Below are 12,845 nucleotides of genomic sequence, written 5' to 3' on the forward strand. Positions count from 1 at the left end.
AATTCAGATTGCTAGAACGCAAAGCTTGAGTCGAAATCCTCTGGCAGCGCGTTTGAGCCTGCGCAAGCGGCCAGTGACAGGCAAAGTAGAAGAACGCGGATCATGGCTATCTCCGAAGGGTCAGTTGGCCGTCAGAGAACTGGATCGCGGAAAAGCCGTCAAGATAGGACATGCCCAAAAGCGAGCCTTCCATCTGGCCCTGGTTTACGGTGGCGCGGAAATCAGTGTCGATGATCGGGCCAAGGGCGACGGTGTCCAGCCAAACATCGGCTGTGCGCACGACACCGTTGGCGGTATTGGCGCTGCCCAGATAGCGCAGTTCGGTGGGATCAATGCCGATGCGGGCGGCATCCCGTTGGGTGAGGACCATCATGGAAGCCCCTGTATCCACGACGAAATTGACCGGCGTGTCGTTGATATCGAGCGTCAGGTAATAGTGCCCGTCACGCGCCTGTGGCACGGTGATGACACCGGCGTCAGAGGTGCTTTGCACGCCGCTGAGATCACGGCTGACATCGCCCCAAAGACCATAGGCGGCCACGACACCCACAAAGATCAGGCCCCAGATCGCCCCGTATTGCGCCATTTGACCCATGTTGTGCCGGTTGGCGATCAGATAGCTGCCGCCAATTACAAGGCCCAGCAGGCCCAGATAGGTCAGATTCAGAAGTTGGTCACTGTTCATCGCATTGATATAGGCATCAGCCGCCAAGACCAAAAGACTGGCGGATGCCATCGAGAATAAACTGAATTGCCAATGCCGCGAGCAACATGCCTAGCACGCGGGTCAGGATATTCAGGCCGGTTTTTCCCAGCGCCCGCTCGATCGCGGATGACGACAGAAACGCCAGAAACACGATCACCAGCACCGAAAGCATCACGGCCGCCAGTGTTGCCATGTCCAGCGCAGTCTGGGTTTGACCCGCAAAAAGGATGATCGTCGTGATCGCGCCCGGTCCCACAATCAGCGGCAGGGCTAGGGGAAAGACGGACGGGTCGTCGTTATGTTCGGCTGCACCCTCTTCGGCGTTGTCCTCGCGCCGTGCCTGACGGCGTTGGAACAACATCTCGAGCGCGGTCAGGAACAAAAGGACACCGCCTGCGATGCGAAACGCGGGCATCGAGATGCCGATGAAATTCAGCACAGCCTCGCCCACAAAGAGGAACATCAACATCAGCACGGCCGAGATGATGCAGGATCGCAGTGCGATTGTCCGACGCTCTGCCGGAGACATGCCTTGGGTCAGGGCCACAAAGATCGGCGCAAGACCCGGCGGGTCAATGATGATGAAGAGCGTGGAAAAGACGGTGATAAGGGTCGCGAGTTCGGTCATGGCCCGGGCCTTTGGCGGAGGTGTCGGGCGCAAGATGCTGTAGCGGCCCGCCAATTGCCAGAGCGGATTTGCCTTATCTGGTACGCGGGCTTGGGCTGGCCTTGCATTATTGCGGGTGTGAGCCTGAGGCGGCAGAGAGACCAAAGTGCATGATGCTGCGAAGCGCGTGAAAATCAGCTAATATCAATCCACAATATATTCTCTCGTGTACGCATATCAGAGGTTGGTCATGCTCAAGTTTGATGAAGAGACGGCAAAACTGCTTGAAATCGCGTATCAAGGAGGTGACGTCACGCGGCGAAGACGCAAAGCCTATGATGCCCTCCACCTTGCCGAGGGTGATACGGTCATTGATATTGGCTGTGGGAATGGACTGCTGACCGAAGAAACTGCGCGCGCTGTTGGCACAACAGGCCAGGTCATTGGTATTGATCCCAGTGAAGATATGCGCGCACTGGCATCAGGCCGCTGTGCCTCATTTCCGTCGGCTCAAATCAAGGATGGTGTTGCTGACCAGCTTCCTTTGCGAGACGGTGAAGCCGACAAGGCAGTGGCTGTGCAAGTGCTCGAGTATTTGCCAGATATTCCTTCGGCTATTCGCGAAGCTCACCGCGTTTTGCGCGTTGGCGGCAGATTCATTGCTGTGGACACGGGCTGCAAAACACTTGACTGGTTTTCGGAAGACACCGACCGAATGCGGCGTGTCCAAGAAGCATGGGATCACCACTACACTGAAGCCCGCGTGGCTGCACTTTGGCCCAGATTGACAAAAGATGCTGGATTTTCAGCTGTGGAAGTCGAACCGTTTACTTTTTGTGATGTGACTTTGCGGCGTGATGGCATCGCTTTTATGTTGATGCATCTGATGTCGCGCTATGCGGCTGAAAATGGCCATATGCCTGAGGCAGAGGCAACTGCTTGGTTTGATGAACAGCTGGAACTCTCGGAAAAGGGGCGCTTCTTCTTTTCGCTGACGTATTATCGATTAAGTGCCGTTAAGATGTAGGTGTGAGTGACACCTCGATCAATCAAAGACCTGCCTGCTTGCACCCAAGCAGATTTGGCGCAAATGCAGCGAACTGGCACTTTGTCGCGCGAAGTCGACCTTGGAAGCACAGGCTTAGGTTTGCGCTTTTTCCAGTTTTTCCAGTGCTGCCATCCAGAGGGCTTCGGCGCGGTCCAGTCCATTCATGATTTCGGCGTATTTCTGGTTCCAGGTGGCAAGCTCGCCCTTGCGAGCGTCTTCGTAAAGCACGGGATCGGCGAGTTTCTTGGCCAGCTTGTCGCGCATGTCCGAGATTTTGGTGACCCGCTCTTCGGCTTTGCGGACGTCTGATTTCAGCGCAAGGATCTGATCGCGGGTGGCCTTGGGCTTGACCGGTTTGGGCTTGTCCTTGGGGGCGGGTTTGTCCGGGGTCAGCAGCATCTTGCGGTAGGACGGCAGGTCATCCTCGTAGGGTTTGACGTGGCCGTCTTTGACCAGCCACAGACGATCCGCGACCATCGACAAAAGGTGCATGTCATGGCTGACAAGAATCACCGCACCTGTATAGGCGGTCAGCGCCTCGACCAGCGCCTCGCGGCTTTCGATGTCGAGGTGGTTGGTGGGTTCGTCGAGGATCAGCAGGTGCGGCGCGGGCAGGGTGGCGAGCAACAGCGACAGGCGCGCCTTTTGCCCGCCAGAGAGACGGCCCACTTCGGTATCTGCCTGATCGGGGCCAAGACCGAATCCCGCCAGACGGGCGCGCAGTTTGGATTGGCCTTCGGCGGCGCGTTCGCGGATCAGGTGTTCCAGCGGGGTTTCATCCACGCGGAGTTCATCGACCTGATGCTGGGCGAAGAAGCCGATACGCAGTTTGTTGGAGGTGACCATCTGGCCGCGTGCGATGTCTAGCCGGTTAGACAGCATCTTGGACAGGGTTGATTTGCCTTCGCCGTTGCGGCCCAGCAAAGCGATGCGATCATCCTGGTCAATGCGCAGGTTCAGATCGTGCAGCACGATGTGGTTGCCATAGCCGACAGCGGCGCCTTCGGTTGCGATGATCGGCGGGCTGAGTTCTTCGGGCTTGGGAAAGGTGAAAACGGTGCGCGCGGCGTCTTCGGGCGTGCGGATGGTTTCCATCTTTTCCAGCATCTTGACGCGGGACTGGGCCTGTTTGGCCTTCGACGCCTTGGCCTTGAAGCGGTCCACGAAGCTTTGCAGGTGCGCACGTTGAGCGGCCTGTTTCTTGGCCGCAGCCGCCTGCACCGCGCGTTTGGCCATGCGTTGCTTGACGAAACTGTCGTAGTTGCCGGTGTAGTAGGTCAGGTTCTTGTCTTCGAGGTGCAGAATGCCGCCCACGGAGCGATTCAGAAGCTCGCGGTCGTGGCTGACGATGATGACCGTATGCGGATAGCGGGTCAGGTAGTTTTCAAGCCAAAGCGCGCCTTCGAGGTCGAGGTAGTTGGTGGGTTCGTCCAGAAGCAGCAGGTCGGGTTCGGAGAACAGCACCGCGGCCAAGGCCACGCGCATACGCCATCCCCCCGAGAAGGCCGAGCAGGGCTGTTTTTGTTCGTCATTGGTGAAACCCAGACCACGCAGGATCGTGGCGGCGCGCGCCTCTGCTGACCATGCGTCGATATCTGTCAGCCGGGTCTGGACTTCGGCAATGCGGTTCGGGTCAGTCGCGGTTTCCGCCTCTGCCATCAGGGCAGTGCGTTCGACGTCAGCGGCCAGCACGGTGTCGATCAGAGAGACCTCATTACCGGGCACCTCTTGGCTGACACCACCGATTTTCCAGCCGCGGGGCAGGTCGATGGTGCCGGTATCCAGCACCATCTCGCCCCGGATCACCCGAAAGAGCGTTGTCTTGCCGGTGCCGTTGCGACCCACAAGGCCAACCTTGTGGCCGGTGGGGATCGTCACGGATGCGTGTTCGATCAGGTGACGGCCTTCGACGCCGTAGGTGATGTCTGTCATCTTGAGCATAGGCGCGGGTTAGCAGAGCGCGGGCAGGGAGGGAAGCGGTGAAACAAAGGCGCGCTACCGCGCATTCCCGGTCCTGAAATCTGCCACGCGACGCGCAGGGTCGCGACCTGTCCGGGCTGAGGCGTTTGGATGCCGCGCTGACAGCCCATTCACGGGGTTTTCAAGGGGCGGGCGGCATGGTAGGGCGCGGCAATCTCAATTCCCCGGGGCCGCGGGCCCCTTTGTTATCAGAGGCATATCATGGCTATCCAACGCACTTTTTCGATCATCAAACCCGACGCAACCAAGCGCAACCTGACCGGCCAGATCGCCGCGAAGTTCGAGGAAGCAGGTCTGCGGATCGTGGCATCCAAGCGCATCCAGCTGACGCTGGCGCAGGCACAGCAGTTTTACGGTGTTCACAAGGACCGCCCGTTCTTTGACGAGCTGTGTGAATTCATGATTTCGGAGCCGATTGTCGTGCAGGTTCTGGAAGGCGAAGATGCGATCATGAAGAACCGCGAAGTGATGGGCGCCACCAACCCGGCTGATGCCGCAGAGGGCACGATCCGCAAGGAGTTTGCATTGTCGATCGGCGAAAACTCTGTCCACGGGTCTGATGCACCTGAGACGGCTGCCGAAGAGATCGCGTTCTTCTTTTCCGGTCTTGAGCTGGTCGGCTAAGCGCCACGTGGTGGGCAGGTTGCCCCCTTACGCAATCAGGGCCGTCCCATGCAGGGGCGGCCCTTTTGGTTCGGTCGCAAGGGTGGCCGGGTCATGGACCATGCGGGCACCGGCGGCGCGGTGATTGAGGTTACGTTCCAGCGCGCGGTAGTTGCGGATGTTGGCGTTGTAGAGCACGTCAAAGATGTCGCCGAAGATCGGGATCATCCCGACGAAGAAGTCGACGGCGAGGTTTGACAGCATATAGGCCAGCGCGCCGGGGGTGGCGCCAAGTTTTCGTGCCTTCCAGACCATCCACAAACCCGGGATCAGAGCCATGAGGTCACCGACCACCGGGATCAGCCCCAGCAGGTTGTCAAAGCCAATCGAAATACGGGTGCGCGGGATATAGAACAACGCATCCATCCGCCGCGCGGTCTTGCGCAGACGGGCCAGTTCGAAGTCAAGATCCTGTTCGATGTTCATGGCATTAACATACCGGTCAGCAGTTCCAATGTAAAGAAGTTTCACATTTTCGCGCAGATCTTTGCCGAGGGCGGGGCAAAATCTCGCCAAATGCCACGCGCTTGCCACTTTTTTAACGCGATCTGCCACGTTTTCGTCGGTAAAGGGGCGCAAAGTAATTGTTCATTTGGCTCGTGTATTGGGTCGTGCGCCGCGTGTTTGCTGCGGTGCCGGACACATTCTGACTTTGATCTGGTCAGTTGCAGGAGCAAGAAATGACGCTGGAACGTGACAACTTTGAAATTGAAATCCTGGGTGCGCAGGCGCCAGAGGATCAAGACCGTTGGGCGATGCACCGCGAGAAATCCGCGATGATGTCTGAGATGATGGGTAATCATGATCACAGTCGCGTGGATTGGCAGAACCACAGTGATGACTGCGAAGGCTGTGAGTTGTGCTGCGTTGACCATGACCACGACCATGACCATGACCATGATCATGGGGCGGGACATCTGCCGCACGCGGATCACTCGCTGGTGATTGAGACTTGGACCCATGACCGGGTCACGTTTGTTGACTACAATACGGCACTACAGGCCGGCCTGATTGAGCCCGACGGCACACCGGCCGGTGAAGAAAGCGACGCACCGGACGAATTTGAATTCACGCCACAGGACAGTGCCGGGAAATCCACAGAACACCCTTCGAAGAAAGGCGTGAACAAGTGTTTTGATCCAAAGCCCGAAAAGGGCAAGCCGAAGGATCAACCCGACCCCGAACCGGAACCCGATCCCGTGCCGGACCCTGATCCTGTGCCCGATCCCGATCCTGTGCCGGACCCTGATCCTGTGCCGGACCCCGACCCCGATCCTGTGCCGGACCCTGATCCTGTGCCCGATCCCGACCCCGATCCCGTGCCGGACCCTGATCCTGAGCCCGATCCCGACCCCGTGCCGGACCCTGATCCAGTGCCGGATCCCGACCCCGATCCCGTACCGGACCCTGATCCTGTGCTGTTGACGACTTATACAAGTGGCGGTCCGGCGGACACGTCCTATAACGTCACGATCGACTTTACCGGCACGTGGACGATTGCGCTGCAACAGGCCTTTGTGGATGCGGCTGACTATTTCAGCAGCATCATTCTGGGCGATCTGCCCGATCACTATGGCGTGGATGACATCACCATTTCAGCGTCGCTGGAAGACATCGACGGGGCAGGTGGTACCTTAGGCTCTGCCGGGCCGAGGTCGGTGCGGTTCCCGGGGTATTTGCCCAGTAAAGGCGACATGGACTTCGATATTGCCGATGCAGAGCGCTACAATGATCGCGGTTTGTGGGACGATATCGTGTTCCACGAGATGCTGCATGCGATGGGATTTGGCACGCTTTGGAGCTATATGGGTCTGACCGAAGGGTCGATCAACGGCGGCGATCTGCGCTTTACCGGTGATAATGCCAATGCGGTCTATGAGACTGAGTTCCCATCGGTGGATGCGGCGGACGGTTTTGTCTTTGGTGTTCCGATTGAAACCCATGGCGGCAGCGGAACTGCAGGCGGCCATTGGGACGAGGACGCGTTCAACGGCGAAATCATGACCGGCTACATCGACGGCAGCAACTTCCTGTCAGAGATGACTTTGGCCGCGTTGGAAGACATGGGATATGACACGATCTTTGACGATATCAATGATCCCAATGATCTAACGGGGACTTGGCCGTCGGGTGATCCGCTGAACCAGATCGCATAAAGATCGCGCCTTAAATTACTGAAAAATATACATTTCCCGCGCGCCTAGTCGCGCGCGGGGACAACGCCGATGCGGTTCAGAAAATCCTCGAGCTCGGAGCGATCCTGATCAAAGGACTGCGCCTTGAGCGCGTCGAAGGATTTGCGCAAGGCCTTCTTCTCATCACCCTTGCAGTCATTCCAGGGCCGCCCTTGCAGCGCCATGTGCAGCACGTAATAGCCGATGAAATGGGGTTTGGTGCCGGCGGCCAGCAGTTTGGCATAGGCGGCATCTGCGCCGAGTGCGCGCAATTCTTCAGCCGTGGTAATTCCGACCTTTTCAAAGGCCTGTTCCATTGCAGGGCCGAGATTGCGGATAGTGGAGATTGCCGTCATGGGCGCACCCTAACAACGACGGGAAAAAAGGGCCAGCAGGCGGCGGGCTGATACGCAGCTGTCGCCGCTGGCCGAGCGTGACCGGCGCGCAGGGAGAAGCGCACCGGGGGCGTGCATCACCAGCAATCAGATGCTGGCGTAGTCCCTGAAGACGGGCGGCTTCGGCGCGCTGGTCTTGACCGGGGCAGGCGCGGGGTTTGGCGCTGCCGGGGCGGGTTTTGGGGCTTGCGGAGCAGTGGCCATGATCTTGTCCTTGGGTTGCCTGTTGATGGGGGTCATCCCCACGCCTCTTGCCGGGCGATAAGGTTAAGGAACCATGAAAATCTGCCGCTGCGGCGGCAGAAATGTGGCGGAAATGTGGCGCTCTGTTCGGGTTTTCAGCGCTTTTGACGCTTTGGCGGCGCGCTGCCGCCCTTGCCCGGGCCCTTGCGCCCGCCCGGTTTGCCGCCCGGCGGCGTGAACCGTTTGGAGGTGTCAGCGGCGCTGGCGCGGGGCTTTCCGGCGGGTTTGTCACCCGGCTTGCCCTTGGAGAAAGGCTTGCCACCGGGTTTGCCACCGGGCTTGCCCTTGAACGGTTTGCCTTCGCCACGGGGGCGGTCATCGCCCTTGCCCTTATAGGGTTTGCCGTCTGATTTGCCCTTGAAAGGCTTTTTGTCGCCCTTGGGCTTGTCAAAGCCGCGTTTGGCGCTGACGGCGCCATCATGGTCGCGCTTTTCAGCACGCGGTTTGCGTGGCTTGCGGGGGGCGCTATCGTCGGCGGCACCGGGGATGATTGCGGGCACGTCGTCCTGCCGAGAGGGCGGTGGTGGCGTGGTGTCGCGCGGTTTGCGCGGACCACGGTCGTCCCGTGAGGGACGCGGGCCACGGTCGTCCCGTGGGGGGCGCGTGCCGCGGTCGTCGCGCGATTGATAGTCGCGCTTGTCAGGTCGGGGGCCACGGCGTTCGCTGATCTGGGGCGCGCCGTCGAGTGCTTTCAGCGAGGCCTGATTTTCAAGGCGCATGTCGCTGCCGATGGTTTTCAGGAAGCCCGCCACAGCCGGCTCGCTGATTTCCACATAGGTTTCATGGGGCTGGATGCGGATCGCGCCAATTTCATTCTTGGTGATGCCACCGGCCTTGCAGATCATTGGCAACAGCCACCGGGCCTCTGCCTTGCCTTCACGGCCGACATCGACTGAGAACCATTTGGATGGGCCAAAGGCGGCTTTCTCGCGCTTGGGTTTGTCGTGGCGGTCGGGCATATCGACGTAGGGCGACAGATCCTCTGGCGCGGATTGGCGGTTCTGATAGAGCCGTAGGTATGCAGCGGCGATTTTGGTGGCGTCGTGCTTTTCCAGCAAACGGGCGGCAAAGGCGGCTTCAGCTTCGGTGAAGTCTTCCGCCCAGACCGGATCATTCATCAGCCGATCTTCGTCGGCGGCAAGGATTTCGTCGGCGGTCGGTGGCACGGCCCATTCGGCGTTCAGCTTGCCCCACTTGAGCAGGTTCTGCGCGCGGCGCTTCATCTTGGGCGGCACGATCATTGCCGAGATGCCCTTGCGGCCTGCGCGGCCGGTGCGGCCCGAGCGGTGCAGCAGGATTTCGGCGTTGGTGGGCAGTTCGGCGTGAATCACCAGTTCCAGATTGGGCAGATCAATGCCACGTGCGGCCACATCGGTGGCGACACAGACACGGGCGCGGCCATCGCGCATGGCTTGCAGGGCGTGGCTACGTTCTTGCTGAGAAAGCTCGCCCGAGAGTGCGACGCAGGCAAAGCCACGGTTAGACAGACGCGTGGTCAGGCGGGTGACCATCGCGCGGGTGTTGGCGAAAACAATGGCGTTGGGCGCATCATAGAAGCGCAAGGCGTTGATGATCGCGTTGTCGACGTCATGATTGGCCACTTGCAGGGCGCGATAGGTGATGTCGCTGTGCTGGGTTTCCTTGGTGACGGTGGTCACGCGGTGGCTGTCGGTCTGGTAGCTTTTGGCGAGTTTGGCGATCATCGGCGGCACGGTGGCCGAGAACATCAGGGTGCGGCGTTCGGCGGGGGCTTCGCCAAGGATGAATTCGAGGTCTTCGCGGAAGCCTAAATCAAGCATCTCGTCCGCCTCATCCAGCACAATGGCACGGATGGCTGACAGGTCGAGGGAGCCGCGCAGGATGTGATCCTTCAAGCGACCCGGTGTGGCGACCACGATGTGCGCGCCGCGATCAAGCGCGCGGCGTTCGTCGCGCATGTCCATACCGCCCACGGTGGAGGCCATGACAACACCGGCGGGGCGGTAGAGCCACGACAGCTCTCGTTTGACCTGCATGGCCAGTTCGCGGGTTGGTGCGATGACCAGTGCCAGCGGTGTGGTGGCGGGGCCAAAGGTGCCGTCCTCTGCCAGAATGGTCGGTCCGATTGCAAGGCCAAAGCCCACGGTCTTGCCCGATCCGGTTTGCGCCGAGACCAGCAGGTCGCGGCCGTCAAGATCGGGATTGGTCACCGCCTCTTGCACGGGGGTCAGGGTGTCATAGCCCTGTTTGGCAAGGGCATCGGCAAGGGTGGTGATCATGGGGTCTGGTCCGTTTGGGATAAGCGTGCCGCCTATGCCTGTTGCGCCGTGGTGTCTAGGGGGAATCGCCGGTTTGCGGGATGGGCGGGGGCTTGCGTCGTTGCCAGAGTATCACGATCCAAACCGCGGCCAGCGCGATCAGCAGCGGAAGGATATAGTTGGCGGGCCGGATCGTCAGCGCCTCTGGTTGCAGGTCGCCCAGCGGCAGTTCGGTGACGGCCAATTGCCCGGCCATTGCGTAGCTGTTCCATATCGCGTGCAGAATGATCGCGGGCCAAAGATTGCCGGATTGCAGCACGATGGCACAGAAGAACATGCCAAGGGCGGTGGCATTGACCACCTGAAAAAGCGTGATGTGCCAGTCCTGCCCGATGGCGAGGTTGACCAGATGAAAAAGCCCAAAGAGCAGTGCGCTGGCGAGGATCGCGAACCATAGCCCATGCGCCTGTCGCAGCCCGTGAAAGACGATGCCGCGAAACAGCGTTTCCTCGAAAAGGCCCACCAGCAGGTTGAAGAGGAGGATGACCAACAACATTGCCAGGTGGCCGCGCCCGGCCTCTTCGCTCAGCAACAGTGCGGCGATCACAGCAAACAGCACCAGTGGGATGGCGGTGATATAGATCGACAGGCGCAATCCGCGCCGGTCAAAGGGTGCGTTAAGTCCGGTTTGCCGCCACCAGCCGAGGGCTGCGACAATGGCCAGTACAAGCAGGCAGGTCAGCGCTTGGGCGGGCAGGTTCGCCAGAAGGAGCGGCAGATCAATCAGGCCCTGCGCATTGCTGAGGTCGACAGGCCCATGGATTAGCACCGGAAGCGCGAACATCGCAGCAAAGAGTGCCAGCACAATCAGCGCGGTCAGGCGGGGTCTGGCGTTGGCAAGGGCGCGCAAGCGGGTCATGGCCGGAGATGCGCCGATGCGGGCGGGCTTGTCAACAAAGGTGGGTGCAGCGGCATCACGTATGGGCGGCAAACCACGCGTCAATGCGCGGGGCGATGGCATCCCAGAGGCCGGGCGCGCCGCGCCGGACCTTGGTACCGACGCGCGTGTCGACCTGCGCGCGGGTGACGTTGTAGTCGACCCATGAGGTGCCGCCGGTTTCCAGATTGCTGATCAACGGCTGCACCCGGTCGATGGATTTGGCAAAGACCGCATCGTCGGTCTCAGACGCTTCAAATTCGTCCCAGTGCGCGCGCAGCTTTGCGCACTGGTCGGCGGGCAAGAGCCCAAAGAGGCGATCAGCGGCCTTTTGTTCGATCTGCGCCTGTGCCGCGGTATCGCGTGCGGCAGCAGAGTGGATCGGGACGTCGCCTGCATCGATCTCGACCAGATCATGGATCAGCAGCATCTGGATGACGCGATTGATTTGCACAGGCTTTGCGGCGTATTCGGCCAGTACCAGCGCATAAAGGGCGATGTGCCAGCTGTGTTCGGCGGAATTCTCAGGCCGGGAGTTGTCGCAAAGCCGGGTGGCGCGCAGGGTGGATTTGAGGCGATCCGCCTCTGCCAGAAACCGAAGGCGCGCCGCCATTGGGGCGGGCAATGCGGGCGGGGCCCGATCCAGCAGGCCCACCGCATAGCGGTAGATATCGGGCCATGTATCGGCAAGTGCTGCAGCGCGTCCGGTGGTCAGGATGGCCCGCACCACGTCGCGGTCGGTTTGCGACTGGCTGGGGTTTGCCAGTTCCTGAAACAGCGGCTGGGTCATATCGAGGCGGCGGATGAACTGTGCCTCTGGCGATGTGCCCGCCTAAAAATCTGTCCAGAGGGCGCGCAGCTCAGCACCTTGCGGTGCGGGCAGCAGGCCAAATATCCGATCCGCGGCAGCGGTTTCCTTGGTGGCGATCAGGTCGGCGTCTTGCGGCAGGTGGATCGGGTGATCGCCGGCGTAAACCTCGACCAGATCATGCACCAATGCTATGCGCAGCGCGCGGTCAAGATCACAGCCCGCAGGGGGGGTATCGGCCATCACAAGCGCCCAAAGGGCGATGTGCCAGCTGTGTTCGGCAGTGTTTTCGTGCCGCGAGCCATCCATCAGCACATTGGCGCGGGTCACACCCTTGAGCGCATCCGCCGCCGTGAGAAAGGCGATGTGTTGCTGCGCGCGGGGCGACGTCATGGGGTGCCGGGTCGCGAGCGGTCGACGCCATTGGCGGCGATTTGATTAAAGAGATCGCCAAAAGCGTCCCAAGGATAGTGGCCGTGCCAGGCGTTCAGGAAAGCCTCGATCACGGCAGGGTCATGCACGGGCGTGTCGGGGAAATCGCGCGCGCGATGTTGTTCAAAGTCAAAGAACAGATCGAAGTTGGGGATTTGGTCGAACCCGGCCAGCGGCCAAGTCTGATCGCGCAGATGCGCATCACCGACAAGGCAAAAGGCGATGATATCAACTGGCACGAGTGGCCGGACAGTGGCGACATCGTCTGTGGTCCGGTTCGAGAGGCCGCAAAAGACGGAGGCATCAGGGGTGCCTTTGACCTCGAACACCTGACCGATGGCGTAGGCCCCGCTGAGCAGCGGGACGCGAAAGAAGTCCGCCTGCGCGTAGATCATTCCGTTTCGCGCTTGGCCGCTGCATCCGCCAGCAGTTTGCGCGCCCGCGCCTCGGCGCGCAGCACGCGCACGAAGGTCAGATAGCTTTCTTGCAGGGACTGTGACGACGCGCCGAGAATCTCACCGATCTGGTCGACGATCTTTTCATCACCCGAGGCGCGCGATTCCGCCATCGCCTTTTGCGCAAGTTCAAGGGCTGTGTCGTCGACGTAGGACATGG

At 60.4% G+C, this 12,845-nt stretch carries 15 protein-coding genes; 3 read left to right on the top strand and 12 right to left on the bottom strand.

Going from position 1 to position 12,845, the window contains the following annotated elements:
* Positions 1-11: 11 nt before the first annotated feature.
* The 3 genes from AB3Y40_RS06460 to AB3Y40_RS06470 are packed head-to-tail and all read right to left on the bottom strand — an operon-like array spanning position 12 to position 1,334.
* The gene (locus AB3Y40_RS06460; protein ID WP_369437972.1) at positions 12-104 is read right to left on the bottom strand and encodes a DNA polymerase III subunit chi; all 93 of its coding nucleotides are present in this window, start codon (positions 102-104) and stop codon (positions 12-14) included.
* A 2-nt stretch (positions 105-106) separates the two neighbouring features.
* Positions 107-736 carry a retropepsin-like aspartic protease family protein gene (locus AB3Y40_RS06465; protein ID WP_369437973.1) on the bottom strand — a complete coding sequence of 210 codons (630 nt, stop codon included), beginning with the start codon at positions 734-736 and terminating at the stop codon, positions 107-109.
* Positions 702-1,334, bottom strand: coding sequence for a MarC family protein (locus tag AB3Y40_RS06470; RefSeq protein WP_369437974.1), 633 nt, complete (start codon positions 1,332-1,334; stop codon positions 702-704). The genes AB3Y40_RS06465 and AB3Y40_RS06470 overlap by 35 nt, the downstream gene beginning before the upstream one ends.
* A 229-nt stretch (positions 1,335-1,563) precedes the next feature.
* Between AB3Y40_RS06470 and AB3Y40_RS06475 the strand changes: the two genes are divergently transcribed.
* Positions 1,564-2,340: a methyltransferase domain-containing protein gene (locus tag AB3Y40_RS06475; RefSeq protein ID WP_369437975.1), complete on the top strand. Its 777-nt coding sequence runs from the start codon at positions 1,564-1,566 to the stop codon at positions 2,338-2,340.
* 114 nt (positions 2,341-2,454) lie between these two features.
* Here AB3Y40_RS06475 and AB3Y40_RS06480 read toward each other — a convergent pair whose 3' ends face one another.
* Positions 2,455-4,302: an ABC-F family ATP-binding cassette domain-containing protein gene (locus tag AB3Y40_RS06480; RefSeq protein ID WP_369437976.1), complete on the bottom strand. Its 1,848-nt coding sequence runs from the start codon at positions 4,300-4,302 to the stop codon at positions 2,455-2,457.
* Between the two features lie 240 nt (positions 4,303-4,542).
* On the opposite strand from AB3Y40_RS06480, the gene ndk reads away from it, so the two are divergent.
* The gene (gene ndk / locus AB3Y40_RS06485; RefSeq protein WP_369437977.1) at positions 4,543-4,965 is read left to right on the top strand and encodes a nucleoside-diphosphate kinase; all 423 of its coding nucleotides are present in this window, start codon (positions 4,543-4,545) and stop codon (positions 4,963-4,965) included.
* A gap of 27 nt (positions 4,966-4,992) precedes the next feature.
* Here ndk and AB3Y40_RS06490 read toward each other — a convergent pair whose 3' ends face one another.
* Entirely contained in the window at positions 4,993-5,430 is a 438-nt protein-coding gene (locus AB3Y40_RS06490; protein WP_369437978.1) for a DUF4112 domain-containing protein, read from the bottom strand.
* Positions 5,431-5,684: 254 nt separating this feature from the next.
* Between AB3Y40_RS06490 and AB3Y40_RS06495 the strand changes: the two genes are divergently transcribed.
* Complete coding sequence (locus AB3Y40_RS06495) at positions 5,685-7,160, top strand: leishmanolysin-related zinc metalloendopeptidase (protein ID WP_369437979.1); 1,476 nt, start codon at positions 5,685-5,687, stop codon at positions 7,158-7,160.
* Between the two features lie 44 nt (positions 7,161-7,204).
* Here the strand turns inward: AB3Y40_RS06495 and AB3Y40_RS06500 are convergent, their stop codons facing one another.
* From AB3Y40_RS06500 to AB3Y40_RS06530, 7 genes are all read right to left on the bottom strand, one after another.
* Positions 7,205-7,534 (bottom strand): TfoX/Sxy family protein, encoded by a 330-nt coding sequence (locus AB3Y40_RS06500; RefSeq protein WP_369437980.1) that lies wholly within the window; start codon positions 7,532-7,534, stop codon positions 7,205-7,207.
* A 377-nt stretch (positions 7,535-7,911) separates the two neighbouring features.
* Entirely contained in the window at positions 7,912-10,074 is a 2,163-nt protein-coding gene (locus tag AB3Y40_RS06505) for a DEAD/DEAH box helicase (protein WP_369437981.1), read from the bottom strand.
* A gap of 55 nt (positions 10,075-10,129) precedes the next feature.
* Positions 10,130-10,972 carry a CPBP family intramembrane glutamic endopeptidase gene (locus AB3Y40_RS06510; RefSeq protein WP_369437982.1) on the bottom strand — a complete coding sequence of 281 codons (843 nt, stop codon included), beginning with the start codon at positions 10,970-10,972 and terminating at the stop codon, positions 10,130-10,132.
* 55 nt (positions 10,973-11,027) lie between these two features.
* Positions 11,028-11,780, bottom strand: a complete 753-nt coding sequence (locus AB3Y40_RS06515) for an HD domain-containing protein (RefSeq protein WP_369437983.1) — start codon at positions 11,778-11,780, stop codon at positions 11,028-11,030.
* Between the two features lie 42 nt (positions 11,781-11,822).
* Complete coding sequence (locus tag AB3Y40_RS06520; protein WP_369437984.1) at positions 11,823-12,191, bottom strand: HD domain-containing protein; 369 nt, start codon at positions 12,189-12,191, stop codon at positions 11,823-11,825.
* On the bottom strand, positions 12,188-12,625 hold the full coding sequence (locus AB3Y40_RS06525) for a hypothetical protein (RefSeq protein WP_369437985.1): 438 nt from the start codon (positions 12,623-12,625) through the stop codon (positions 12,188-12,190). The genes AB3Y40_RS06520 and AB3Y40_RS06525 overlap by 4 nt, the downstream gene beginning before the upstream one ends.
* On the bottom strand, positions 12,622-12,843 hold the full coding sequence (locus AB3Y40_RS06530) for a hypothetical protein (protein WP_369437986.1): 222 nt from the start codon (positions 12,841-12,843) through the stop codon (positions 12,622-12,624). The genes AB3Y40_RS06525 and AB3Y40_RS06530 overlap by 4 nt, the downstream gene beginning before the upstream one ends.
* Positions 12,844-12,845: the final 2 nt, after the last annotated feature.

Origin of the sequence: Yoonia sp. R2331, from assembly GCF_041103235.1 — a bacterium.
In the GTDB taxonomy this organism is placed as follows: domain Bacteria; phylum Pseudomonadota; class Alphaproteobacteria; order Rhodobacterales; family Rhodobacteraceae; genus CANMYO01.